Here is a 23,591-nt window from a genome sequence, read left to right as displayed (position 1 = left end):
GGCGGTGAGGGGGGTCGGCTCGGGGGTGCCGGGGGCTTGGTGGGCGGGGGCGGGCGGGCCGGGGGTGAGGTGGGAGGGGCTGAGGTGGGAGGGGGTGAGGGTGGGCGGGTCGGTGGACGGCGGGGCCGGCTCGGGTCGGTCGGGGGCGGAGGGGGCTCGGGCGGGCGTGTCGGGGGCGATGTGGGCGGGGTGGGGCAGGTTCGGGGCGGTCCCGGCGGGGGCGGGCAAGACCGGGACGGTGCCGGCGGGGTCCGGCAAGACCGGGGCGGTCCCGGCGGGCTCGGGGAAGTCCGGGGCTGGGCGGGCGGGTTGGGGCATGCGGCTTCCCTTCGGGCGCGGGGTGCGGCGGGGGCCGGCGTGGGGCCGACCGCCTGTCGGGCACGCTACCCGCCGCGTTTCTCGCCCGAGGGGCCGGGCGCAGGCGGCCCGCCCGAGGGGTGGAGCACCGTCGACGCTCAGCCCGGCCTCGTCTACCGCCCGATGCGGGAGGTGGGGGCCGCACGGGACTGAACGGAGTGCTGGCCGGCCGAACCCGCTCGACGCGCACCTCATCGCCTCCCCTCCCGCATCTCCACCCCACTCCCCGCCCGCCCCTTCACCCCCGTCGGGAGGACGGCCCGCACCTCCCAGCCCGCCCCCTGTCTCGGCCCCGCCGTCACCTCGCCGTCGAGTGCAGTGACGCGTTCCTTGAGGCCGACGAGACCGAAGCCGCCGCCGTGGGCCTCGGCGGGGAGGCGGACGCCGCCTCGGCCGTCGTCCTGGACGATGACGACGAGACGGTCCCCGTCGGGGAAGAGGCTGACGAGGATCTCGGTCGCGTCGGCGGCATGGCGGCGGACGTTGGTGAGGGACTCCTGGACGACGCGGAAGGCGGCGGCCTGCACTTCGTGGGGCAGTCCGGCGGGCAGCTCGGGATCGCGGTGGACGACGGCCCGCTGGCCGGGACCGGGGAAGCGGTCGACGAGCTCGAAGATCCCGTCGAGGTCGCCGACGGGCCGCCGCTCGACGGCTTCCGGCCCCACGTCCCGCAGGACCCCGACCGTACGCCGCATCGAGGCCAGCGCCTCGGTCGCGGCGCGCTCGATGCCGGCGAGGACGCCGTCGATCTCGTGCTGCGGGGCGTCGGCCATCATCCGGGCGACCTGCGTCTGGACGAGAATCCCCGTCACGTGATGCGCCACGAAGTCGTGCAGGTCGGTGGCGATGGCGAGCCGCTCGGCCCGCCGGGTCTCCCCGACGGCGACGACCCGCCGGTAGTCCACGGACCGCAGATACCCGGCGATCCCGGCGACGATCCCGATGAGCAGCAGGCCGATCAGCAGCGCCGCCACCATGTCGTCGTCGCGCAGCGAGAAGGACTGGAGGTACCGCACGGGCAGGGCGAGCAGCGCCAGCCCGTCCAGCACGGCGCACCCCGCCGCCCACCACCCCGGCGCATGCCGCACCGCCAGGAAGAGGAGGCAGAGCAGGACGAGCACCTCGCCCGGCCCGAACCGCGAGGGCTCCCGCAGGCCCAGCACCACGCCCGTGTAGATCAGGGAGAACAGGGCGGGGACGGCGATCCGCACCTGTTCCGTGAGCCAGGCGGGCCGGCGCCGGGCCGCCCGGAGCACGGCGGCGGTGCCGACGGCGAGGACGAGGGCGACCGGCCAGACGGGCTCCCCCGCCGACTCGGCGTTCATGAGATCCAGGACCGCGGCGGCGGGCACGGTGCCGACAGCCAGACCCCGTGCACAGCCCCGGGCCCTGCCGGTGACTGATGACATGGCGATCACGGTAGCCCCGCCGGCCCCCTCCGCGGATCGGCCGAACGGCCGAGGGCGAGTGGGTGAAACGGCCGGAGAACCTGGCCGGACGGCCGAGGCGGGCGGGCGGTCCGACGGGCGAGAGTGGGGGCACGGAGCGATCCGGTCGCCCCGCCTCTCCCTTCTTCTCCCCTGCTCCCCGTTCGGAGGCATGCCATGCAGCGCAGCAAGTTCGTGATCGGTCTGGTGGGCGGCGTGACCGCCCTGGTCGCGGTGGGCGCGGTGGGGACACACCTGCTGTCGGGCACGGAGTCGACGACGGGGCTGGACGAGCACTCCCTGGTGAAGGTGGACGGCTATCCGGCCCTGTCCAAGACGATCGCCCAGGGCCGTATCCAGAGCAAGTACCACCCGCTGCCGTGGGTCGGCGCCAGGATCGAGGCCGTCAGCTGCCCGACGGGCCTCAAGGCGGTCGCCGGCGCCACCGTCGTCTGCGAGGGGCGCGGGAGCGACGGGAAGAGCGTCGAGATACCGGTCAGCGTCGTCAAGGCGACGACCACCTCCGTCACCTGGAAGTTCGAACGCTGACCGCGCGCCGAGCAGGCTCCGCCCAGCCGTCCACACCCACCTCACCGCGAAAGGCTCCCCTCTCTCATGAACCCCGTTCTGGCCGGCCTCGGCCTCGTGAAGAAGTACGGCTCGACCGTCGCGCTCGACGGCGTGGACGTCCAGATCCAGGAGCGTGACTCCCTCGCCGTCATGGGCCCGTCCGGCTCCGGCAAGTCGACGCTGCTGCACACCCTGGCGGGCATCGTCCGCCCCGACTCCGGGACGGTCCTGCTGCGCGGCGAGAGCATCGAGCGCCTCGGGGAGAACCGGCTGAGCGCGCTGCGCCGCAAGCGGTTCGGCTTCGTCTTCCAGTTCGGCCAGCTGCTGCCCGAACTGCCGGCCGAGGAGAACGTGGCGCTGCCGCTGATGCTGGAGGGGGTGCCGCGCAAGCAGGCGGTGGAGCGGGCCCGCCGCTGGTTCGCGCCGCTCGGCCTCGAAGGGCTGGAGGCCCGCCGCCCCGGCGCCCTCTCCGGCGGGCAGGCCCAGCGGGTCGCGATCGCCCGCGCCCTCGTCATAGAACCGGACGTCGTCTTCGCGGACGAACCGACAGGCGCCCTCGACCAGCGCACCAGCACGGAGGTGATCACCCTCCTGACCTCCGTCACCCGCGCCCAGGGAGCCGCCCTCGTCATGGTCACCCACGACCCCGACGTCGCCGCCCACTGCGACCGCATCCTCCAGGTCCGCGACGGCCGCATCAACGGCCACTCCCAGTACACGGTGGCCTGAGCCCACACCCCGCCCCACACCGCCCGCACACCACGCCCGCCCCGCCCTCCCACCGGGCCCCTCCCACCGGTCACCCGGCACCCGGACCTCCCCTCGACCACCCGCTCGCCGAGCCCTCGACCCCACCCACCCCCACGCACCGCTTCCAACCTCAGCCCCAGCCCCAGCCCCAGCAAGGAGCCCAGACCGCCCCACCCCGAACACCCCCCCGGAACCCATCCCCACCCCCGCAACCCACCCCACCCCTCTCACCCCCTGAGGCATGATCGACCCATGACCGTCCCCTCCCCGGCCCCGACGCCGAACCCCGCCGCCCCGATCAGGGTGCTGATCGCCGACGACCAGGAGATGGTCCGTACGGGCTTCCGGTTCTTCCTGGACGCGCAGCCGGACATGACGGTGGTCGCGGAGGCTGGCGACGGCGAGGAGGCGGTGACGCTGGCGCGGCGACTGCGGCCGGACGTGTGCTTGCTGGACATCCGGATGCCGAGGTTGGACGGCCTGGAGGCGACGCGGCTGCTGGCGGGGCCGGGCGTGGAGGACCCGCTGAGGGTCGTCGTCGTGACCACCTTCGACCTCGACGAATACGTGTACGGCGCGCTGCGGGGCGGCGCCTGCGGGTTCCTGCTGAAGGACTCGGGGCCGACGCTGCTCGCGGAGGCGGTGCGGGCGGCAGCGGCGGGCGACTCGCTGGTCTCCCCGTCGGTCACGGTCCGGCTGCTCAAGCACCTCACGCAGCAGGAGGAGAGCCGTGCCGCCAGGGCGGGCGCCGTGGCCTCCGCGCCGGCCGACCCGTTGACGGACCGGGAGCTGGAGGTCGTCCGGCTGGTGGCGCTGGGGCGGACGAACGCGGAGATCGCGACGGAGCTGTTCGTCTCGCTGTCGACGGTGAAGACGCACCTGTCGAGCGTGCAGGTGAAGCTGGGGACGCGGAACCGGGTGGAGATCGCGGCGTGGGCCTGGCAGCACGGCCAGGTGAACCCGGTCTAGGTGAACCCGGTCCAGGCGAACCCGGTCCAGGCCACGCAGGTCCGGGCCACGACGGTCCAAGCCACGCAGGTCCCGCTCGCGCCGGGGCTCAGCCGACCGACTCCGGCGTGCCGAGGTCCAGGACGCGGGCGATGGTGCGCAGGACGCCGTTCTCGTTGTTGGACGGGGCCAGGTGCCGGGCCCGGCGTATCACCTCGGGGTGGGCGCCCGTCATGGCGAAGGACCACTCGGCGGCGTCCAGCATCTCCAGGTCGTTGAGGTAGTCGCCGAAGACCATGGTCTGGGCCGGGGTGATGCCCAGCTCCCCCTGGAGCCGGCGCAGCGCGGCCCCCTTGTTGGCGGTGCGGTTCATGAGGTCGACCCAGTGCTCGCCGGAGACGACGACCTGGTGGGTACGGGCGAAGCCGGCGAACGCGGGGGCGACGTCCCGCTCGGCGGAGCCGAAGGAGTAGAGGGCGACCTTGATGATGTCGTCGTCGACGGAGCTGACGTCGTCGACGATCTCGTTGCGCAGGTAGTAGCGCCGCACCTCGGCGAGGAACGCCGCGTCGGTCTGCTCGACGTACGCGGACCGCTTCCCGCAGACGACGACCCCGACGTCGACCCCGCTCGCGGCGAGCCGCCGCACGGTGCGGACGATCTCGGCGGCGACCTCGGGCGCGACGGGGTCGGAGCTGAGCTCCCGGCCGTCGCGGACGACGTAGGTGCCGTTCTCCGCGATGAAGACCATGCCGTCGGCGAGACCGGTGAAGTCCCGTTCCAGGGTGGCGTACTGGCGTCCGCTGGCCGGGGTGAAGAGGATGCCGCGCTCGCGCAGCAGACCCAGCATGTCGCCGAGGCCCCGGGGAGTCCGTTTGTCGTCGTCGAGGAGCGTGCCGTCCATGTCGGTGACGATCAGACGGATGTCGGGGACGGACGGTCCGGCCGGGCCGGGGTTCGGGGTGAGCTGGGGCGCGGCGGAGTAGGGCATGTCCTGCTTTCCGTACGGGGTCGGTCCGATCGTCAGACTACCGGCCCCCTCGAAAGACGAACCGAACCGTCTCACCACGCTCCCCTCACCCCCCTCGCCCCTCCAACTCGCCCCCTCCCGTGAACCCACCCCCCGAACCCCCGTCCGGAAACCCCGGCCCCCTCCCCCGAACCCCCACCCGACGCACCCGCCGCGCCAAACGCGCCCACCACCACCCCCACCCGACCCCCCGGACATGAAACCCTGGCCCGAAAGCCCGGCTTGCCCGAGGAGGACCCGTATGACCACCCTCGCCGACCCCACCCCCGGCGGCAGGCCGGGCGACGTCGAGCGGGCCGAAGCCCTCGCCGAGGAACTGGCCGCCCGAGACGTCCACGGCATCGTCCTCGCGTACGTGGACACGGCCGGCGTCCACCGCGTGAAGACGGTCCCCACGGCGAAGCTCCCCTCGGCCGCCGCCTGGGGCGTGGGCATGTCCCCGGTGTTCGACACGTTCCTCGCGAACGACCACATCGTCACGACGGACGTCCTCGGCTCCCCGGACGGCGACCTGCGCCTGTACCCGGACCTCGACCTGCTGACCGTGCTGGCCGCGCAGCCCGGCTGGGCGTGGGCGCCGGTCGACCGCATCACGCAGGACGGCACCCCGCACCCGGGCTGCTCCCGCACGGCGCTGCGCCGGATCGAGGAGCGGGCCGCCCTGGAGCACGGCCTGACCTTCCGCGCGGCGATCGAGGTCGAGTGGATGCTCGGCCTGGACTCGGCCCCGCCGGGCGAGTTCGTGCCGGTGACGACGGCCCCGGCGTACGGCGCGACGCGCCAGGTGGAGCTGGGCGCGTTCCTCGCGGACCTGCTGAAGGCGTGCGCGGCCCAGGAGCTGGACGTCGACCAGGTCCATCCGGAGTACGCGGCGGGCCAGTTCGAGATCTCGGTGGGGACGGCGGACCCGGTCGCGGCGGCCGACCGCAGCGCGCTGACCCGGCACACGATCCGCGCGGTCGCCGGACGGCACGGCCTGCGCGTCTCGTTCGCCCCGGCCGTGGCCGCGACGGGCGTCGGCAACGGCGGCCACGTCCACCTCTCCGCCTGGCGCGACGGCCGCAACCTGCACACCGGCGGCGACCGCAGACACGGTCTGACCCCGGACGCGGAGGCGTTCGCGGCCGGTGTCCTCGCCCGCCTGCCCGCCCTGCTGGCGGTCACCGCCCCCAGCCCGGCCAGCTATCTGCGCCTCAAACCCGCCCAGTGGGCCGGGGTGTTCACCGCCTGGGGCCTGGAGACCCGGGAGACGGCCCTGCGGCTGGTCCCCGGCACCAAGGGCCACCGCGCCGAGCAGGCGAACCTGGAGGTCAAGCCGATCGACCTCGCCGCGAACCCGTACGCCGCCCTGACCTGCCTGATCGCCGCCGGACTCGACGGCCTCGCCGCGGGACGGAGCCTCCCGCAGGAGACGACCGGCGATCCGGCGGCGCTCGACCCGCGCACCGCCGCGGCCAGGGAGGTCCGCCGTCTGCCCGCGTCCCTCTCCGAGGCGGTCGCCGAGTTCCGCGAGGACAAGGTCCTGCGCACGGCCCTCGGCCCGGTCCTCGCGGACGCCGTGACCGCGGTCCGCGAGGGCGAACTCGACGCCGTCCGGGGCCTGGACGACGAGCGGATCGCCGCCGCCTACCGCTGGACCTACTGACATGCGGGTCCACGAGGCGCTCGCGGAACTGGAGTTGGTCGACCACCACTGCCACGGCGTGACCCGGCACGACCTCGACCGCCCGGCCTTCGAGTCCCTCCTCACCGAGGGCGGCGTCACCCCCTTCGACACCCCCACGGGGATCGCCGTACGGCGCCACTGCGCCCCCGTCCTCGACCTTCCGCCGCACGCGCCGCCCGAGGAATACCTGGAGCGGCGGGCCGAGTTGGGCGCCGAGGAGGTCAACCGCCGTTTCCTGCACGCCTCCCGGACCCACACGTTCTGTGTGGACACCGGCCACACCCCGATCCCGCTCACGACGCCCGCCGAACTCGCGGAGGCGGCGCGGGGAACGGCGTACGAGGTGGTCCGGCTGGAGTCGGTCGCCGAGAAGTTGAAGGCGGACGGGGTCGAACCGGGCGACTGGGCCGAGGAGTTCACGCGGGCCGTCCACGACGCCGTGCGGGCCCCCGGGGTGGTCGCCGTGAAGTCGGTCGCCGCCTACCGCACCGGGTTCGCCCTCGATCCGACACGCCCGGCGCCGCAGGAGATCACGCGGGCCGCGCGGAGCTGGCTCGGGCGAGAAGGCCGGCTCGACGACGCCGTACTCGTCCGTCATCTGCTGTGGACGGCCGTGGAGGCCGGGGTGCCGCTCCAGTTGCACACCGGGTTCGGGGACGGGGACATCCGGCTGCACCGGGCGGACCCGAGTCTGCTGACGGACTGGCTGCACGCGATTCCCGGCGACGTCCCGGTCCTGCTTCTGCACTGCTGGCCGTTCCAGCGGCAGGCGGCCTATCTGACCTCGGTGTTCTCGCGGGTGTATCTGGATGTCGGGCTGACGCTGCACCATGTGGGGCCGGTGCGGGCGGCGGCGGTGCTGGCGGAAGCGCTGGAGATCACACCGTTCGGCAAACTGCTGTACAGCTCGGACGCCTATGGTGTGGCCGAGTTCTACGCGCTCGGCGCGCTGGCGTTCCGCCGGGGTCTCGGGGACCTTCTCCAGGACCGGGTGGACGCGGGTGAGCTGAGTCCGCCCGACGCGGTGCGGCTCGCCCGGTGGGCGGGCGCGGAGAACGCGCGCCGGATCTACCGGCTGCGCGACCGGTTCTGAAAGTATGATCAAGCAATGTCTGACATGACCGAGACCACGCCCGGCTGGATGAGCCAGGACGAGCTTGAACTGGCGCGCGCCCGGATGCCGATCCTGTACGTCGAGGCCGTGCCCGTCCGCGTGGACGACCGGGGCGAGATCACCAGCATCGGCCTGCTCCTGCGCATCGGACCGGACGGCGATGTCAGCCGGACCCTGGTCTCGGGCCGGGTCCTGCACCACGAGCGCGTCCGCGACGCCCTTCTGCGCAATCTGGAGAAGGACCTCGGGCCGGTGGCGCTGCCCCGGCTGCCGGCCGCGCTCCAGCCGTTCACGGTGGCCGAGTACTTCCCCACGCAGGGGGTCACGCCGTACCACGACCCGCGTCAGCACGCGGTGTCGCTCGCGTACATCGTGCCGGTGACCGGCGACTGCCAGCCCCGGCAGGACGCGCTCGACCTGGTGTGGTTCGAGCCGCAGGAGGCGGCCTCCCCGGCCGTGCAGAGCGAGATGCCCGGCGGGCACGGCTTCCTGCTGCGCCAGGCCCTGGCCCACGTCGGCCTCTCGGCCTCCTGATGCCCTTCCCCGCCCAGCGCGGTGCCCCCTGCACACTCGTGGTGTGCAGGGGCTGCTGCTGCGGTGACCGCCGCAAGAACCCCGGTTTCGACCACGCCTGGCAGCTGGAGCGGCTGCGGGCCGCCGCCGCGTCCTCCGGCGGCACGTTCACCGTGCGGACGACCGACTGCCTCGGCCCCTGCGACCAGGCGAACGTCATCGTCGTCCAGCCCGCCACCGCCGCCCGTCTCGCCGGCGCCCGCTCCGTCTGGATCGGCTTCGCCACGGACGACGACGCGACGGAGGAACTCATCGGGTGGGCGGAGGCGGGCGGCCCGGGGGTGGCGGAACCTCCGGCGACCCTGGAGATGCAGTTCGTAAAGGCGCCGAGGGGGAGCAGGGCACGGTCGCGTCGGTGAGATCTCTCTCGGCCCTCACCCTCCCCTGACCTGCTCCGCCAGCGCCGTACGCGCCCGCGCGACCCGGGAGCGGACCGTCCCGACCGGGCAGTCGGCCCGCCGCGCGACCTCCTCGTAGGACCATCCCGCGAGCTGCGTGAGGACGAACGCCTCGCGCCGCTCCGGCGGCAGCAGCCCGAGCAGTTCCCCGAGGACGACGCCCTCCTCGAACCCGGCGCCCGCCTCGGCGCTCTCCCGGGGCGGGTCCTGCGCCGCGCGGCGCCGGTGGCTGTCGACGACCGCGTGCCGCGCGATCGCCAGCAGCCAGGACCGCGCGGAGGACCGCCCCTCGAACCGGTGCAGCGCGGTGAGCGCCCGCAGGAAGGTGTCCTGGACGACGTCGTCGGCGGCCTGCGGGTCGGCGCCGAGGTGGACGACGTACCGCAGGACGTCCCGGTAGAGCGCCCTCGTCCACGCCTCACCGGCGACGGGGTCGCCGTCCCTGGCGGCGAGGGCGAGGGCGGTCGTACGGGTGTCGTCGTGCACGCGGGACGCCTTGCGGTGGCCCGACCTGGGCGGCAGGCGGCGCTTGGTGTGCTTGCCGGGGTTCATGACGCCCCATCCTGGCAGCGGGCCGGGGCCGCGCCCCCGGCACCGGGGGAAACCACAGGGAGTCCGTAGCGGGGTGCCAGGGAGGCCCGCCCCGGCCTCCCCGCCCCCTTTACCTCACGCCCTCACCCCCGCCTCGTCGGCCGTGTCGTCCAGGAATCCGCCCGACTGGTGCTGCCACAGCTTCGCGTAGGCGCCCTCCGCCGCGAGCAGTTCCGTGTGGCTGCCCTGTTCGATGATCCGCCCCCGGTCGAGGACGACGAGGCGGTCCATGCCGGCGACGGTGGAGAGGCGGTGGGCGACGACCAGGGTCGTACGGCCCTCCATCAGCCGCCACAGCGCGTCCTGGACGAGGAGTTCGCTCTCGGAGTCGAGCGCGCTGGTGGCCTCGTCGAGGAGGAGGATCGGCGCGTCGCGCAGGATCGCGCGGGCGAGGGCGACGCGCTGGCGCTGCCCGCCGGAGAGCTTGACGCCCCGCTCGCCGACCATCGTGTCGAAGCCCTCGGGCAGCGCGTCGGCGAACTCCGTGACGTGGGCGGCTTCGGCGGCCCGCCGGATCTCCGCCTCGGTGGCGTCGGGCCGGGCGAAGGCGATGTTCTCCCGCAGGGTGCGGTGGAACATGGCCGGTTCCTGCGGGACGTACGCGATGAGGCCGCGCAGGTCGGACTGGCGCAGCCGGCTGATGTCCTGCCCGCCGACGAGGATGCGCCCGCCGTCGATGTCGGTCATCCGCAGCAGCAGCCGGGTGAGTGTCGTCTTGCCGCCGCCGGACCTGCCGACCAGCCCGATCTTCGTCCCGCTCGGCACGTCCAGGTCGAGTTTGTGGAAGAGCGGATCTCCGCCGCCGTGCGCGAAGGTCACCTGGTCGAAGCGGACGTCGGCGGAGCGCGGCGCGAGCGGCTCCGGGGTGGGGGAGTCGACGACGGTCGGCGAGGTGAGGAGCAGTTCGGTGAACTGGGCCGCCTCCGTCATGGAGCTCTCCATGCGGCGGTAGATCTGGTTGAAGTCGAACATGATGCGGGTGGCGCTCATGAAGTAGGTGAACGCCACGACGATCGCCTCCACGCTGTGCCCGCCCCCGGCCAGCATGACGGCCAGCAGCAGGCCGAGCGCGTTGGTGAGGACGGACATCGGCGCGACGAACGTGTCGATGCGCAGGTTGCCGTAGTCCCACGACCTCAGCATCAGCCGCTTGGACTCCGCGACGCGGACCCGGTGTTCGGCGGCCTCGCGCTCCTCGGCGGCGAACGCCCGCACGGTGTCCATGTTCATGAGGCTGTCGGCGACATGCCCGGACACCCGCGCGATGGCCTCCTCCCGCTCGTCGACGAGCCGTTGCCGGCGCCGGATCAGCGGGGTGACGCCCACGGCGGTGACCAGGATCATCGTCAACAGGCAGACGACGAGCCAGGGTTCGTAGCTCCAGAGCACGACGGAGCCGAAGACGAGCGGCACCAGGCTGCCGAAGACCTGGAAGGCGAGGGTGTCCGCGAACTCCTCGAACCGCGAGGCGAAGCTCAGCACCCGTTTGGTGAGGGAGCCCGCGAAGTTGTCGTGGAAGAACGCCGCGTCCTTCGCGAAGAGTTCGTCCATGCCGACGACGTACAGATGCTCGACCCCGAGTGCGTCCACCCGGTTCAGGCAGTGGATGCCGATCCGCCACAGCGCCTCCGCGGTCAGCATCACGACAGCGAACGTCACGACGTACGGCCACGCGGTCGCGACCGACACGTTCCCGTCGTCCGCGATCCGCCCCACCAGTTTCGCCACCACCAGCGGCGCCACGTAGTTGATGCCCGCGTTCCCCAGCGCGGGCAGCAGCAACGCGGGCACCGCCAGCCGTTTGAGCCGTCCCAACTCCCGTCCGTAGTACCGAAGGGCGAGCACCACCGCGCCCTTGCGTGATTCAGCCGTATCCATCCCGTCCCTGCGTCGCTCGGGCCCCGCGCGCGCGAGAAACAGCACGCAAGCGGGGACAAATCGGAGGAGGAACGGGCAGTGTCCCGCGGGGGCGACCACGCCGTCCAAGCGTTTTTCCTCCGCCCCGGCCGGGGACCGCAGGGTTTCGGCAAGGTTCGGACAAGGGTTCCGTCCACCGGCGCGGGCACGGTCCGGACAGCCGGGCCGCATCGGGCCCGAGGGGGAAACGGGGACACATCATGTCAGGGTCACTCAGAGAACCTCTGCACGACGGACGCGAGCGGCTGACGCTCGTCGCGCGCAGGACGGTGCTGGCCGTCGTGCACACCCTCACCTACGGCAAACGGCTGGTCGACGTGCTGTCGTTGCTGGCGGCCGACTTCCGCCTCCAGGTCCTGTTCACCGCGCCGCCGCACGCCTTCGGCGACGAAGTCCCGGGCTTCCTCAGCCGGTTGGGGGGCGCGGTGGTGCCGTGGGACGAGGCGGTCACGACACCGTTCGACCTGGCGCTGGCGGCGGGTCCGCGCGGGGTGGAACAGCTCTCCGCGCCGCTCATCACGCTTCCGCACGGCGCCGGGTATCTGAAGCGGGTGACGGCGGGGGCGTGCACGGGTGTGGCGGGTCTGCGGCGGCAGGATCTGGCCCCGGGCGGCCGGCTGCCCGCCGCGGTGGCCGTCCCGCACCACGCCGAACTGGCCGAGCTGGAGCGCCACTGCCCGGAGGCGCTGCCGCTCGCGCACGTGGTGGGCGATCCCGCCCACGACCGGATCGCGGCGAGCCTGCGGCTGCGCCCCGCCTACCGCCGGTCGCTCGGACTGCGGGCGGGGGAGAAACTGGTGGCGGTCGTGTCGACGTGGGGCGCGCTCTCGTCGTTCGGCCGGTTCGAGGCGCTGCTGCCCCGGCTCGTCGCGGAGCTGCCCGCCGAACGGTACCGGGTGGTGCTCCTCGTGCACCCCAACGTGTGGTCGGGCCACGGCTCGTGGCAGGTGCGGGCCTGGCTGTCGCGCGGCGCGGGTCCGGGCATCGCCCTCCTGCCGCCGGAGGCGGACTGGCGCAGTGTGCTGATCGCGGCGGACTGGATCATCGGGGACCACGGCTCGGTGACGCTGTACGGCACGCTCACCGGAGCGCCGATCCTGCTGACGGGTTCACCGGCCCAGGAGATCAACCCGCTCTCCCCGGCGGCGGCGCTGGCGGTCACCGCGCCGGCGCTGTCGCCCGTGCATCCGCTCGTCGGGCAGCTGCGGTACGCCGCCGCCGAGTACCGCAGGGCGGACTACGCGGCGATCGCCGGCCGCATCACCTCGGAGCCGGGCCGGTTCAACCGCAACATGCGGCGGCTCATGTACCGGGTGCTGGGCCTCGGCCAGCCGGCCCACGAGCCGGAGACGGTCCCGCTGCCGTCGCCGCCCGCCCTCGGCACCTGGGTCCCGGGCCGACGGGGGGTCCCGGCATGAGGCGCCTCGTCACGGCCGGCCCACCGGACGGCGCTCCCGGGCTCGGGCTGCGCATCCGCGCGGGCGGGCGAACGTACGGCGTGACGGCACGGCCCGGTACGGGCGGCGAGGACGAGCACTTCGCGGTGGACGTCGACCGGTGCGCGGAGTCCCGGTGGCGGGCCTGCGCCGACGTCCTGTACACGCGACGCCCGAGCCCGCCCGAGGTGGCGGTGCGCCGGGTGGCGGAGATCCTGGCCGCCCACCCTTCCTGCCGGGTGGCCGGGGCGGCGGTGCGGGGCGGGGGCTGGGCCGTGACCGACGGGACGGAGGTGCTGCTGATCCGCCGAGTGCCCGTGCACCGGCCCCTGTTGGTGTCGTGCCTGCACGCCTGGCTGGTGGCGGGGTACGCGCTGGGTGACATCGAGGAGGTGCGGGTGATCCCGGCGTCCTGAGGGCGCCGGGGCGTCAGAGCCGCTCTGCGAGCCGGCGTGCGTCGGCCGGGCTGGTGGTCTCGTACAGGGCGCGGGCACGGGCGTGGAACTCCCGGGCGTCCGTGCCCTGTTCGTGCGCGGTGTCGCCGAGCATCTCCAGGGCGCGGGCCTGCCAGTGGGCGGCGCCGGAGGCGGTGAAGACGGCGAGGGCCTCCGTCATGAGGGCGGTCCCCTCGGCGGGGTCTCCGGCGCGGGCGCGGGCGCGGCCCAGGAAGACGAGGGCGCGGGCCGCGTCGTGCGGGTCGGCGACGGCCAGGAGGGTTTCCCTGGCCCGGGTGAACAGGGCGGCGGCGCGGTCGGGTTCGCCGTCGGCGAGGGCCGCCTGGCCGAGGAGAATCCTGGCGAGGGCGACGCCGCGCGGGTAGCCGCACTCCTCCCAGGCGGCGATCGCGTCCCGCAGCAGGCGCCGCGCCTCGGCGGGGCGGCCCGACTCCAGGTGGCAGCCGCCGAGGCCGAGCAGCGCCTGTCCCGCGTCCCGGGTGTCGCCGGCGTCGCGGGCCGCCGCCAGGGAGGCGGTGTACCACTCGATCGCCTCGTCGGTCAGCCCGGCCGCGCTCAGGCCGATGGCACCGGAGTTGAGCATCTGGCGTTCGGCCTCGCGGTGTCCGTCCGCGCGGGCGGCGGCGAGGCCGATGCGGTGGGCCTCGATCCACAGGTCGTAGTGGCGCAGCCGAAGGACCAAGGGCCATAGCGCGTCGGTCAGTTGCCAGGCTGTGGCGTTCCAGCCGCGCTCGGCGGCGAGGCGCAGGACGGCCATGAGGTTCCCGCGCCGCGCGTCCAGCCAGTCGAGCGCGCCGCGGTCGTCCGTGAACGGCGCGGTGAGCGGGGTGGGGTGGGCGTACGTCCGGGGCAGGGTGAGCTGGACCGGGGTGATGAGGCGCTGGGCCTCGGTGGCCGCCGTGAGGAACCAGTCCGCCACCCGGCGCAGCGTCCGCTCGCGCTCCGGCTCCGTCTCGACGGCCGTCGCCCGGTCCCGGGCGTGGACCCGGACGAGGTCGTGGAAGCGGAAGGCGTCGGGCCCGATGTCCTCCAGGACGTTGGCGTCCACGAGTTCGTCGAGCAGGAGCGCGGCCCGCTCCGGCGGTTCGGCGAGCGCGGCGGCGGCGGTCCGGGTGTCGAAGTCGGGCAGCGGCAGCAGCCCGAGGGCCCGGTAGAGACGGGCCGCCTCCGCTCCGAGTACGGCGTACGACGCGTCCAGGGCCTTGCGCACGGTGACTTCCCCTTCGATCTCCAGCGCGGACAGCCGCCCGGCGTCGGGCGCGAGGGCGTCGGCGAGGGCGGCGACCGGCTGGCCGGGGCGGGCGGCGAGCCGGGCGGAGGCGAGGCACACCGCGAGCGGGAGTCCCGCGCACAGGGACACGACCTCGCGGACGGCGGACAGTTCGGCGCCGACCCGGTCCTCCCCGGCGGCCCGGATGAACAGCCGTACCCCGGCGTCCGGGTCCAGCGCGCGCACCTGGTGGAACTCGGCGCCGTCCAGGCGCAGTCCGGTGAGTCTGCGGCGGCTGGTGGCGACCACGAGGCAGCCGGCCGCGCCGGGTAACAGGGGGCGGATCTGCGCGGCGCTGAAGACGTTGTCCAGCATGACCGCGATGCGCAGGTCGGCGGTGACGGACCGCCACAGGGAGGAGCGTTCGGCGAGGTCGACGGGGACGGCGCCCGCGCCGAGGGCCCACAGGAAGCGGCCCAGGATCTCGCCGGGGTCAGCTGGTCCGTCGGCCGCGTGTCCGCGCAGGTCGGCGTACAACTGGCCGTCGGAGAAGGAGGGTTGACGGCCGCGCAGCCAGTGGGAGACCAGGGTGGTCTTGCCGACCCCGGCGGGGCCCGTGACGACGATCAGCGGCCCGGAGGAGCCCTCGTTCCTGTCCAGCGACCGGTCGAGGGCGCGGAGTTCGGTCTCCCGGTCGGTGAAGTGCGCCGGGACGGGGAGGAGTTGGCGGGGCCGGGGCGGCGGCTGGGGCGCGTCGGCGCGGATGTGGACGCCGCCGTGGATGTCGCGGGCCTGGACGGTGGGCCCGTACAGCCGGGCCTCCCCCTGAACGGTGTTGCGGGTCTCGTTCTCGCCTGCCGCGGTCATGCCGTCGTCCCCCTTCGGCCGGTCCCCCGATGACTTCGATCATGGCGGTTCTACCCGTGCCACCGGGTGGACTATGCCACAGGCACATGCTCCGACCTGGGCGGAACGCGGGCGTCCCGAGGAGGGAACGGTTCCGACGGCGGCGGACGACCCTCTCCCGGCCAGCGCCGCGTCTCCTTTCGGTCAGCACGGAACCACCACTGGAAATCGCTTTCCCGCTGCTGTCATGCTCGACACTCCTGACATGTCCATTACCCCCTGTCATGCCTGCGGCATGGCCGGACCAGCGGGAGGCGCTGGTGGAATTCCAGGTACTGGGCCCGGTGGGTCTACGGGTGGACGGCCGGCGCGTGGAACTGGGGTCCGACCGCGAACGCGGCCTCCTCGCCCTGCTGGCGCTGGACGTGGGACACCCGATCGCCCTGGACACGCTCATGGACCGGCTCTGGGACGGCGAACCCCCGCCGCACGCGCGCGCGAACACCCACAGCTACATGTCCAAGCTGCGCCGCCGGCTCAAGCTCCCCGGCCCCCCGCCGCCGGACGCGCCCCGCATCCTGAGCCGCGCCCACACCTACACCCTGGAAGCCGCCCCGGAGAGCGTGGACTGGCACCGGTTCCTGCGGCTGGCCACGAAGGCGGGCGCCGCCACCTCGGAGGGCGACGACGAGCGGGCCGTCGCGCTCCACGAGCAGGCCGAGCGCCTCTGGCACGGTGAGGCCCTCGCGGGGCTGCCCGGCCTGTGGGCCGAGACGACGCGCCGGGCGCTGGCGGAACGACGGCTGGCCGCGACCGTCTCCCGTACGGCCACCCTGCTGAGACTCGGCCGCTTCACGGACGCCGGAGCCGAACTCGCCGCCCTCGTCGACCGGCACCCCGGCGACGAGACGCTCGCGGGCCAGCTGATGCTGGCGTACTACGGAGGCGACCGGTACACCGACGCGCTGCGGGTCCACCAGGAGACGCGCAGCCTCCTGCTGACCCAGTACGGCGCCCGGCCCGGCGCGGAACTGGACCGCATCCACCGCGGGCTCCTCGACCGGGTGCCGGTCACCGACCTCGTCCAGGGGCGCCGCCGCCCCCGTCCGGCCGCGAGTCCGCCGCCACCTGCGCCCGCCACGCCGTACAACCTGCCGCACCAGCCTCCGCTGGTCGGCCGCCACGCGGAACTGCGCCTCCTGGGCGCCGAGGCCGGTGACGGTTCGGTGATCAGCCTGGAGTCGGTGAGCACCGTCAGCGGGATGGCCGGAGTCGGCAAGACGGCCCTGTCCGTCTTCGCGGCGGGCAGGCTGGCGGACCGTTTCCCCTCGGCCCAGCTCTACCTCGACCTGCGCGGCCACTCCCCCGCCGGCGAACCGCTGAGCCCCGGCGCGGCGCTGGCCACCCTGCTGCGCCTCCTCGGCACCCCCGCGGAGGACGTTCCCGTCGAACTCGAAGCGCGTACGGCCCTGTGGCGGACCATGCTCGCCGACCGGCGGGCCGTCATCGTCCTCGACGACGCCGTCAGCACCGACCAGGTCACACCGCTGCTGCCGGGCGGCTCGCCCTCCCTGACGATCGTCACCAGCCGCCGCCATCTCACCGGCCTGCCGCACGCCCGGCACATCCCGCTGGACGTGCTGCCCGCCGACGACGCCATCGCGCTGTTCCGCGCGTTCGCCGGGGAGGACCGCACGAGGGACATCGCGCAGGTCACCCGGATCGTCCGGCTGTGCGGCCACCTCCCGCTGGCCGTCGAGCTGGTCGCGAGCCGTTTCCGCGCGCACCCCTCCTGGACGCCGGCGACCCTCGCCGACCGGCTCGCCCGCGCGGAGGACCGGCTGAGCGAGATCCGCGACGCCGACCGGGCGGAGATGGCGCGGGCCCTCGACCTCACCTACCGGACGCTGACCGAGGAACAGCGCGTCGCCTTCCGGCGCCTCAGCCTGCATCCCGGCCCGGAGATCACCGCGGAATCGGCCGCCGCGGCGCTGGGCAGGCCCGCGCGGGAGGCGGAACGCTTCCTGGAGAGCCTCCTCTCCGGACACCTCCTGAGAGAGCCCGTCCCCGACCGCTACCAGTACCACGACCTCTTACGCGCGTACGGTCGCACCCGGTCCCTCGCCGACGACACCGATCAGGACCGCGCCGAGGTCCTCGACCGTCTCACCGACTTCTACGTCGCCTCCGCCGAGGACGCCGACCGGTCGTCCTACGGCCCCCCGGCCGACGCCCGGTCGCCCCGCTGGAGCGACTCCCGCGCCGCGAAGGCGTGGCTCGCCGCCGAGCGCGTCAACCTCCTGGCCGTCGAACGCCACGCCCGCGACCACGGCCGCGCCGGGGCCGCCGCCCGGCTGGCCCACGCCGTCGCCGGGTTCCTCAACGAGGAGTGCTACTGGCAGGACACCCGGACCGTCCTCGAACCGGCCGTCACCCACTGGACCTCCACCGGCAACCGCCCCGCCCTCTGCCACACCCTCCTCCGCCTCTCCACCGCCCACGCGAACATCTCCCACTACCCGGAAGCGGCGGACACGGGAGAACAGGCCCTGCTGCTGGCACGGGCGACCGGGGACAGGGGGGCGGAGGGGGAGGTGCTGCGGATGCTGGGGACGTTGAAGTGGCACCTGGGCGATCTCGATGCCGCCCTCGCGTTCTTCCAGGAGTCGTACGCCATCGTCGCGCCGACCGGGGACCCGCAGGCAACCGGGCGGCTCCTGAACAACATGGCGGTGATCTCGCAATCCCTCGGCGCGCACGAACGCGCTCTGGGACACTTCCGGAAGGCGATCGCCTACTTCACCGAGGCAGGTGACCCTACCGCCGTGGGTAAGTGCCTCAACAATGTAGGCGTCCTCCACATGCGAACCGGAGATCTGGATTCCGCTCGCGACTCGTTCGAAGAATCGCTTACCCTGCTCGAAAACTCCGGAAATCGATACGACCGCGCGACAGTCCGAGGCAGCTTGGCCGACGTCCTCACGGAATCCGGTGACACCGCCACCGCATTCCCTCTTTATCTGGAGACCCTCAGAGAATTCCGCGCGCTTGCCGACCGCAAGAGCCAGGCCGACATACTGACCGGTCTTGGGGAAGCCCACCGCAGAGCGGGGGAGACCGAACAGGCCGTGCGGCACCTCCTGGAAGCACTGGACATAGCCCAGGAAATCGGTGCCGCACACCAGGAGGCCCGCGCCATGCGGCATCTCGGCCGGAGCCACGCCGACGCCGGCCGACGAGACCTGGCGGTGAAATACCTGCGGAAAGCCCTTTCCCTGACCGAGCACACGCACGATTCCGACGAGCAGGCGCGGATCGAGGAAGCACTGGCCATGGCTCAACAGAACGATGAACTACCCTCAAGTAACCAATCAGGAAGCTAGAACTTCTTCAGACTGCCGTTCGATGGACTACTGTTCCTTCGCAAGATCGTCCACCATGCGAAAGGAACTCAACGCTCGTGCGTACAACCCGCCGCTTGACCGTCGGAGCCATTCTCGTCCTGGCTGCCTTCAGCCTGTCCGCGCAGGCTGCCTCGGCCACCGAACTCACCCTCCGCGCAACGGTCAGCGTCAGCGCCGACAGGGGCTACATCATGATGTAGCGCCCCGGCGCACCGGGGTGGCAGCACCGGCCGCCACCCCACCCCCCTCCCCCTCAAGGGAACACCCGAGCCACCTCGATCCACTTCCGCGCGTCCTCCCCGATCGCGACCAGCCCAGTCCTCGGCAGTGCCTTGCGTCGGGCGACGGGGAGGCAGAAGTCGCGAGCAGGGCCGTGGATTTGCAGGAAGCGGCGGAGGGGCCCAGGTCCAAGGGGGGTCGGTGGGAATGGATCAGGGTGATGTTGATGGTGGTGGACGGCGAGGGTGTTGCTTCGAGGTCCACACGCCCGGCACCCCCGCCCCCGGCGTCCGCAGCGGCCCGTCCGGCGCGGTCAGACAATCGAATCGGGTCGACTCCCCCGTCCCGCAACGCCGTTGACAGGTCCCGCCAGGGCGAGGCGGCCGTCCGCCACGTCGCTGCGGTACCAGAGCCGGCCCAGGCCCCGCTGGACGGCCGTGACCAGGTCCTCCGGTTCGGCGAAGGCGCGGCAGAGTTCAAGTCCCGGCTCCACCCCCGCGCACGATTCTGCCTAGGCTAGAGATCATGTCGCCCACACCCCCCAGCGAATCCCCCCTCATCGACCCCGCGGAGCTGATCGCGGACCCGTACACGGCGTACGCGCGGCTTCGTGAGGACGGGCCCGTGCACCGGATCACCGGGACGGACGGGCTGCCGGCCTGGCTGGTGACGCGGTACGAGGACGTACGCCAGGCGATCGCCGACCCCCGGCTCTCCCTCGACAAACGCAACGCGAAGCCCGGCGGCTACCACGGCCTCGCGCTCCCGCCCGCGCTGGACGCGAACCTGCTGAACATGGACCCGCCGGACCACACCCGCATCCGGCGGCTCGTGGCCAAGGCGTTCACCCCGCGACAGGTCGAACTCCTGCGGGAACCCACCAGGAGGACCGCGGACGCCCTGCTCGACGCCATCGCGCCGCTCGGCCACGCGGACCTCATCCCGTCCTACGCCGCGCCCCTGCCGATCACGGTGATCTGCGACCTGCTGGGCATCACCCCGGACGCCCGTCAGGACTTCCGGTCGTGGACCGACACTCTGGTGGCCCCCGACCCGGCCCGGCCGGAGAAGGCGAAGGGAGCCGTCAAGGCCATACTCGGCTACTTCGCGGAACTCCTCGCCGCCAAGCGGGCCGCCCCCGCCGACGACCTGCTCTCCGCCCTGATCGCCGTACGCGACGACGAGGACCGGCTGACCGAGGACGAGTTGACCTCCCTGGCCTTCCTCATCCTCTTCGCCGGATACGAGAACACCGTCCACCTCATCGGCAACACCGTCCTGGCCCTCCTGGAGCACCCCGGCCAACTGGCCGCGCTCCGCGCCGACTTCACCCGCCTCGGCCCGGCCGTCGAGGAGGCGGCCCGCTTCGACGGCCCGGTGCCCCTGGCCATCCGCCGCTTCCCGGCCGAGGACCTCCCCCTCGGCGAGACCGTGGTCCCGGCCGGCGAGACCGTCCTGCTGTCCCTGGCCGCCGCACACCGCGACCCGCGCCGCTTCACCGACCCCGACCGGTTCGACATCGGCCGCGACACCGGCGGACACCTCGCGCTCGGGCACGGAATCCACTACTGCCTCGGCGCGCCCCTGGCCCGCATGGAGACCGAGATCGCCCTCTCCGCACTCCTCGACCGCTTCCCCGGCCTCGCACTCGACCTCCCGCCGGAGGGACCGCACCGACGGCCGTCGATGCGCACCCGAGGTCTGCTCAGCCTCCCGGTACGTTTCTGACCCGCGGCACACGCACCGGCCGGGCAGGACATGCGAAAAGCCGTTCCCTCAAAGCTGAGAGAACGGCTTCCGATCTGTGATGTCCACAGTCGGGACGACAGGATTTGAACCTGCGACCCCTTGACCCCCAGTCAAGTGCGCTACCAAGCTGCGCCACGTCCCGTTGCCCGTCTGACCTGGGATTTCCCTGGGTTGAACGCGCAGGGAAAATATACCGCACTCGGACAGCGGGTCGCGCATCACTTTCCCGGCGGGGCGGGGTTGACCTCAAGTTTGGTGGAGGTTGCAGGATCGGTGGCATGACGATCGCAGAGGACATCACGTACGGGTACGACGATCTGGCACGGCTGATGGGCCGGATGACGGGGGACGAGAAGCACGGCCCGGCGGCGACGTCGACGCTGGACGTGCTGTGGGTGCTGTACGACCGGGTGCTGAGGGTGACGCCGGAGGGGGCCGAGGACCCGGGCCGGGACAGGTTCCTGCTGTCGAAGGGGCACGGCCCGATGGCGTACTACGCAGTGCTCGCCGCGAAGGGCTTCGTCCCGGTGGAGTGGCTGGACGGCTTCGGCGGCTACGACTCCCCCCTCGGCCACCACCCCGACCGCGTCCTGATCCCCGGCGTCGAGATCGGCAGCGGCTCCCTCGGCCACGGCCTCCCGCTGGCCGTCGGCACGGCCCTCGGCCTGCGCGCCCAGCACCTGACCGACGCGGCCGTCTGGGTCCTGACCGGCGACGCCGAACTCGACGAGGGCAGCAACCACGAGGCCATCGCCTACGCCGGCCCCACGGGCCTGGACCGGCTGCACGCCGTCGTCGTCGACAACTCCTCGGCCCGGCCCGCCCGCCCCGGCGGGATCGCGGCCCGCTTCGAGGCGGCCGGCTGGTCCACGGCGACCGTCGACGGCCGTGACCACGACGCCCTGTACGACGCCTTCACCGCGCCGCACCCCGGCCGCCCGCACGTGGTGATCGCCCGCGTGGAACCGAAGCACGCCGCGTAAGCCCGCACCGACCTTCCCCGGAGGACCCCCATGGACACCATGCGCGACCGTTTCGCCCCCACCCTCACCCGCCTCCTCGACGAGAACCCCCGCCTCGCCGTCGTCCTCGCCGTCATCGGTTCGGACGGCTTCGCCGAGGCCGCCCGGCGTCACCCCGAACGGGTCGTCGACGTCGGCATCAGGGAGCAGCTGCTGATCGGGGCGGGTGCGGGGCTGGCGCTGACCGGGATGCGACCGGTCATGCACACGTTCGCGAGCTTCCTCGTGGAGCGCCCCTTCGAGCAGGTCAAGCTGGACCTGGGACACCAGGACGCGGGCGCGGTGCTGGTGAGCGCGGCGGCGTCGTACGACTGGCCCTCGGGCGGGTTCACGCACATGTCGCCCGGGGACGTCGCCCTCCTGGACACGCTGGACGGCTGGACCGTCCACGTCCCGGGCCACCCCGACGAGGCCGAGACCCTGCTGCGGCACGCGGTGGCCGCCGGGGACGACAAGGTGTACGTCCGCCTGTCGACCCTGTCCAACGCGCGCCCCCACCCGGTCGACGGCACCGGCTTCCTCACCGTCCGCGAGGGCCGCCGAGGAGTCGTCGTCGCCGTGGGGACGACGCTGGACGCGGTCCTCGCGGCGACGGAGGACCTGGACGTCACGGTCCTGTACGGCACGACGGTCCGCCCCTTCGACGCGGAGTCCCTGCGCCGGGCGGCGGACGCGGCGGCCCCTGACGTCGTCCTGGTCGAGCCCTACCTCGCGGGCACCTCGACGGCCGCCGCGAACGACGCCCTGGCGGACCGCCCGCACCGGGTCCTCGGGCTCGGCGTGGGCCGCCGGGAGCTGCGCCGCTACGGCACGCCCGAGGAGCACACGGCCGCGCACGGCCTGGACGCGGAGTCCCTGCGGCGGCGGATCGGCGAGTTCCTGCCCCGCCGGACCCCGACACCGGTCTCCTGACCAGAGCGGACGGCCCCCGTCACCCTCGACTACACCCCCGTCACCCCCAGCTCCGGATAAGCATCCAGCAGCCGCGGCGGCGCCGCCTGCCGCCACGAGTCCGCGAGGATCGCCCGCAGCTCCCCCTCGTCCTCGACGGCCGCGAGTCTGGCCCGCACCCACGCGAACTGCGCCTCGTGGGAGGCGATCCAGAACTTGGCGGGTTCCGCGAGGACGAGTTCGTCGCGCTCCTCCTTGGGGCAGCGCACCGCGAGGGACGTCTCGTCCTCGGGGAGCGTGGCGAACATCTTTCCGGCGACCCGGAAGGTCGGCATGTTCCAGGCGGTCTTCTCCGTGGTGTCGGGCAGCGACAGGGCGATTCGGCGTACGTCTTCGGCGTCCGGCATGCTTCGCACCGTACCGGCCGCCACTGACAGTCACCCCTGGCAGTCACCCTGGACGGCCGAGGCCCCGATCCGCTTGTAGTACAAGGTGGTCGGGCGCAGGACCCCGCCGGGATCGGCCGCGTAGTCCGGGATCACCCCGGCCCGGGTCCACCCGGCCCACTCGTACAGCCGTTCGACGGGGCTGCCGGTCTCGGTGTCGAGGTGCAGCAGGGTCACCCCGGCGGCGACGGCGCCCTGCTCGGCGACCGCCAGCAGCCGCCGGCCGAGCCCCTTCCCCCGCGCCGCCTTGCCGACCATCAGCTTCACCAGCTCCGCCCGGTGCCGGCTGTTGGGCTTGCCCGGAAAGGCGAGCCCGACCGTCCCGACGACGCGCGGACCGTCGTACGCGACCCAGGTCGCCAGTGCCGGGTCGGTCGCTCGGGACGTCCACCAGGTCAGGGCCTCGGCGGGGTCCAGGGGGGCGAGGAAGCCGACGGAGGCGCCGGAGTCCACGACCTCGACGAGGAGGTCGGCCAGCCCGCCGACGGCGGAAGGGGTCAGTCGTACGATCCGATCGTCATCCGGCAGCGCGTTCATGAGGCAAAACGCTATCCCGCGTGTACGACGGCGGC

The 23,591-nt window shown here is 73.3% G+C and carries 21 protein-coding genes and 1 tRNA gene; 14 read left to right on the top strand and 8 right to left on the bottom strand.

Going from position 1 to position 23,591, the window contains the following annotated elements:
• Positions 1-548: 548 nt before the first annotated feature.
• On the bottom strand, positions 549-1,766 hold the full coding sequence (locus ABZX85_RS08180; RefSeq protein WP_355863675.1) for a histidine kinase: 1,218 nt from the start codon (positions 1,764-1,766) through the stop codon (positions 549-551).
• Positions 1,767-1,961: 195 nt separating this feature from the next.
• Between ABZX85_RS08180 and ABZX85_RS08175 the strand changes: the two genes are divergently transcribed.
• The 3 genes from ABZX85_RS08175 (at position 1,962) to ABZX85_RS08165 (ending at position 4,073) form a co-directional block, all read left to right on the top strand.
• Positions 1,962-2,333 (top strand): DUF4333 domain-containing protein, encoded by a 372-nt coding sequence (locus ABZX85_RS08175; RefSeq protein WP_355863673.1) that lies wholly within the window; start codon positions 1,962-1,964, stop codon positions 2,331-2,333.
• Between the two features lie 66 nt (positions 2,334-2,399).
• Positions 2,400-3,083: an ABC transporter ATP-binding protein gene (locus ABZX85_RS08170; protein WP_355863671.1), complete on the top strand. Its 684-nt coding sequence runs from the start codon at positions 2,400-2,402 to the stop codon at positions 3,081-3,083.
• A gap of 273 nt (positions 3,084-3,356) precedes the next feature.
• The gene (locus ABZX85_RS08165; RefSeq protein ID WP_355863669.1) at positions 3,357-4,073 is read left to right on the top strand and encodes a response regulator transcription factor; all 717 of its coding nucleotides are present in this window, start codon (positions 3,357-3,359) and stop codon (positions 4,071-4,073) included.
• Between the two features lie 88 nt (positions 4,074-4,161).
• On the opposite strand, the gene ABZX85_RS08160 is transcribed toward ABZX85_RS08165, so the two are convergent.
• Entirely contained in the window at positions 4,162-5,043 is an 882-nt protein-coding gene (locus tag ABZX85_RS08160; protein ID WP_355863667.1) for a Cof-type HAD-IIB family hydrolase, read from the bottom strand.
• Positions 5,044-5,323: 280 nt separating this feature from the next.
• On the opposite strand from ABZX85_RS08160, the gene ABZX85_RS08155 reads away from it, so the two are divergent.
• From ABZX85_RS08155 to ABZX85_RS08140, 4 genes are read left to right on the top strand one after another with little or no spacing between them, the layout of a single operon-like run.
• The gene (locus ABZX85_RS08155; protein ID WP_355863665.1) at positions 5,324-6,727 is read left to right on the top strand and encodes a glutamine synthetase family protein; all 1,404 of its coding nucleotides are present in this window, start codon (positions 5,324-5,326) and stop codon (positions 6,725-6,727) included.
• A gap of 1 nt (position 6,728) precedes the next feature.
• On the top strand, positions 6,729-7,841 hold the full coding sequence (locus ABZX85_RS08150) for an amidohydrolase family protein (RefSeq protein ID WP_355863663.1): 1,113 nt from the start codon (positions 6,729-6,731) through the stop codon (positions 7,839-7,841).
• 15 nt (positions 7,842-7,856) lie between these two features.
• On the top strand, positions 7,857-8,396 hold the full coding sequence (locus ABZX85_RS08145) for an NUDIX hydrolase family protein (RefSeq protein WP_355863661.1): 540 nt from the start codon (positions 7,857-7,859) through the stop codon (positions 8,394-8,396).
• A complete protein-coding gene (locus ABZX85_RS08140; RefSeq protein ID WP_355863659.1) occupies positions 8,396-8,794 on the top strand; it encodes a (2Fe-2S) ferredoxin domain-containing protein in 399 nt (132 codons plus the stop codon). Before ABZX85_RS08145 ends, ABZX85_RS08140 begins: the two co-directional genes overlap by 1 nt.
• Positions 8,795-8,809: 15 nt before the next feature.
• On the opposite strand, the gene ABZX85_RS08135 is transcribed toward ABZX85_RS08140, so the two are convergent.
• On the bottom strand, positions 8,810-9,385 hold the full coding sequence (locus tag ABZX85_RS08135; protein WP_355863657.1) for a sigma-70 family RNA polymerase sigma factor: 576 nt from the start codon (positions 9,383-9,385) through the stop codon (positions 8,810-8,812).
• A gap of 114 nt (positions 9,386-9,499) precedes the next feature.
• Positions 9,500-11,302: an ABC transporter ATP-binding protein gene (locus ABZX85_RS08130; RefSeq protein ID WP_355863656.1), complete on the bottom strand. Its 1,803-nt coding sequence runs from the start codon at positions 11,300-11,302 to the stop codon at positions 9,500-9,502.
• Between the two features lie 239 nt (positions 11,303-11,541).
• On the opposite strand from ABZX85_RS08130, the gene ABZX85_RS08125 reads away from it, so the two are divergent.
• A complete protein-coding gene (locus ABZX85_RS08125; protein ID WP_355863654.1) occupies positions 11,542-12,759 on the top strand; it encodes a hypothetical protein in 1,218 nt (405 codons plus the stop codon).
• Positions 12,756-13,193, top strand: coding sequence for a hypothetical protein (locus ABZX85_RS08120; protein ID WP_355863652.1), 438 nt, complete (start codon positions 12,756-12,758; stop codon positions 13,191-13,193). The genes ABZX85_RS08125 and ABZX85_RS08120 overlap by 4 nt, the downstream gene beginning before the upstream one ends.
• A 13-nt stretch (positions 13,194-13,206) precedes the next feature.
• On the opposite strand, the gene ABZX85_RS08115 is transcribed toward ABZX85_RS08120, so the two are convergent.
• Positions 13,207-15,309, bottom strand: coding sequence for a tetratricopeptide repeat protein (locus ABZX85_RS08115; protein WP_355863650.1), 2,103 nt, complete (start codon positions 15,307-15,309; stop codon positions 13,207-13,209).
• A gap of 263 nt (positions 15,310-15,572) precedes the next feature.
• On the opposite strand from ABZX85_RS08115, the gene ABZX85_RS08110 reads away from it, so the two are divergent.
• The 3 genes from ABZX85_RS08110 to ABZX85_RS08100 all read left to right on the top strand — a co-directional run bounded on the left by ABZX85_RS08110 (position 15,573) and on the right by ABZX85_RS08100 (position 20,639).
• Entirely contained in the window at positions 15,573-18,671 is a 3,099-nt protein-coding gene (locus ABZX85_RS08110; protein WP_355863648.1) for a tetratricopeptide repeat protein, read from the top strand.
• A gap of 95 nt (positions 18,672-18,766) precedes the next feature.
• Positions 18,767-18,892: a hypothetical protein gene (locus ABZX85_RS08105; RefSeq protein ID WP_355863646.1), complete on the top strand. Its 126-nt coding sequence runs from the start codon at positions 18,767-18,769 to the stop codon at positions 18,890-18,892.
• 544 nt (positions 18,893-19,436) lie between these two features.
• The gene (locus tag ABZX85_RS08100) at positions 19,437-20,639 is read left to right on the top strand and encodes a cytochrome P450 (protein WP_355863644.1); all 1,203 of its coding nucleotides are present in this window, start codon (positions 19,437-19,439) and stop codon (positions 20,637-20,639) included.
• Between the two features lie 89 nt (positions 20,640-20,728).
• Here the strand turns inward: ABZX85_RS08100 and ABZX85_RS08095 are convergent.
• Positions 20,729-20,802: transfer RNA gene (locus ABZX85_RS08095), tRNA-Pro, on the bottom strand.
• A 136-nt stretch (positions 20,803-20,938) separates the two neighbouring features.
• Here ABZX85_RS08095 and ABZX85_RS08090 point away from each other — a divergent pair.
• Positions 20,939-21,643, top strand: coding sequence for a transketolase (locus tag ABZX85_RS08090; RefSeq protein ID WP_355863643.1), 705 nt, complete (start codon positions 20,939-20,941; stop codon positions 21,641-21,643).
• A gap of 30 nt (positions 21,644-21,673) precedes the next feature.
• On the top strand, positions 21,674-22,594 hold the full coding sequence (locus ABZX85_RS08085; protein ID WP_355863641.1) for a transketolase: 921 nt from the start codon (positions 21,674-21,676) through the stop codon (positions 22,592-22,594).
• 29 nt (positions 22,595-22,623) lie between these two features.
• Here ABZX85_RS08085 and ABZX85_RS08080 read toward each other — a convergent pair whose 3' ends face one another.
• Together ABZX85_RS08080 and ABZX85_RS08075 are read right to left on the bottom strand one after the other, a co-directional pair.
• Positions 22,624-22,980, bottom strand: a complete 357-nt coding sequence (locus tag ABZX85_RS08080; RefSeq protein WP_355863639.1) for an MmcQ/YjbR family DNA-binding protein — start codon at positions 22,978-22,980, stop codon at positions 22,624-22,626.
• Between the two features lie 30 nt (positions 22,981-23,010).
• Positions 23,011-23,556 (bottom strand): GNAT family N-acetyltransferase, encoded by a 546-nt coding sequence (locus ABZX85_RS08075; RefSeq protein WP_355863637.1) that lies wholly within the window; start codon positions 23,554-23,556, stop codon positions 23,011-23,013.
• Positions 23,557-23,591 lie beyond the last annotated feature (35 nt).

This window comes from Streptomyces sp. NPDC004539 (genome assembly GCF_040610055.1).
In the GTDB taxonomy this organism is placed as follows: domain Bacteria; phylum Actinomycetota; class Actinomycetes; order Streptomycetales; family Streptomycetaceae; genus Streptomyces.
Note: the sequence above shows the minus strand (reverse complement) of the source record. Positions and strands in the feature narration are given on the sequence as shown.

Coding starts and splice junctions, on each gene's coding strand:
- ABZX85_RS08180 (WP_355863675.1), bottom strand. CDS start 1,766: ATGTCATCAGTCACCGGCAGGGCCCGGGGCTGTGCACGGGGTCTGGCT.
- ABZX85_RS08175 (WP_355863673.1), top strand. CDS start 1,962: ATGCAGCGCAGCAAGTTCGTGATCGGTCTGGTGGGCGGCGTGACCGCC.
- ABZX85_RS08170 (WP_355863671.1), top strand. CDS start 2,400: ATGAACCCCGTTCTGGCCGGCCTCGGCCTCGTGAAGAAGTACGGCTCG.
- ABZX85_RS08165 (WP_355863669.1), top strand. CDS start 3,357: ATGACCGTCCCCTCCCCGGCCCCGACGCCGAACCCCGCCGCCCCGATC.
- ABZX85_RS08160 (WP_355863667.1), bottom strand. CDS start 5,043: ATGCCCTACTCCGCCGCGCCCCAGCTCACCCCGAACCCCGGCCCGGCC.
- ABZX85_RS08155 (WP_355863665.1), top strand. CDS start 5,324: ATGACCACCCTCGCCGACCCCACCCCCGGCGGCAGGCCGGGCGACGTC.
- ABZX85_RS08150 (WP_355863663.1), top strand. CDS start 6,729: ATGCGGGTCCACGAGGCGCTCGCGGAACTGGAGTTGGTCGACCACCAC.
- ABZX85_RS08145 (WP_355863661.1), top strand. CDS start 7,857: ATGTCTGACATGACCGAGACCACGCCCGGCTGGATGAGCCAGGACGAG.
- ABZX85_RS08140 (WP_355863659.1), top strand. CDS start 8,396: ATGCCCTTCCCCGCCCAGCGCGGTGCCCCCTGCACACTCGTGGTGTGC.
- ABZX85_RS08135 (WP_355863657.1), bottom strand. CDS start 9,385: ATGAACCCCGGCAAGCACACCAAGCGCCGCCTGCCGCCCAGGTCGGGC.
- ABZX85_RS08130 (WP_355863656.1), bottom strand. CDS start 11,302: ATGGATACGGCTGAATCACGCAAGGGCGCGGTGGTGCTCGCCCTTCGG.
- ABZX85_RS08125 (WP_355863654.1), top strand. CDS start 11,542: ATGTCAGGGTCACTCAGAGAACCTCTGCACGACGGACGCGAGCGGCTG.
- ABZX85_RS08120 (WP_355863652.1), top strand. CDS start 12,756: ATGAGGCGCCTCGTCACGGCCGGCCCACCGGACGGCGCTCCCGGGCTC.
- ABZX85_RS08115 (WP_355863650.1), bottom strand. CDS start 15,309: ATGACCGCGGCAGGCGAGAACGAGACCCGCAACACCGTTCAGGGGGAG.
- ABZX85_RS08110 (WP_355863648.1), top strand. CDS start 15,573: ATGCCTGCGGCATGGCCGGACCAGCGGGAGGCGCTGGTGGAATTCCAG.
- ABZX85_RS08100 (WP_355863644.1), top strand. CDS start 19,437: ATGTCGCCCACACCCCCCAGCGAATCCCCCCTCATCGACCCCGCGGAG.
- ABZX85_RS08090 (WP_355863643.1), top strand. CDS start 20,939: ATGACGATCGCAGAGGACATCACGTACGGGTACGACGATCTGGCACGG.
- ABZX85_RS08085 (WP_355863641.1), top strand. CDS start 21,674: ATGGACACCATGCGCGACCGTTTCGCCCCCACCCTCACCCGCCTCCTC.
- ABZX85_RS08080 (WP_355863639.1), bottom strand. CDS start 22,980: ATGCCGGACGCCGAAGACGTACGCCGAATCGCCCTGTCGCTGCCCGAC.
- ABZX85_RS08075 (WP_355863637.1), bottom strand. CDS start 23,556: ATGAACGCGCTGCCGGATGACGATCGGATCGTACGACTGACCCCTTCC.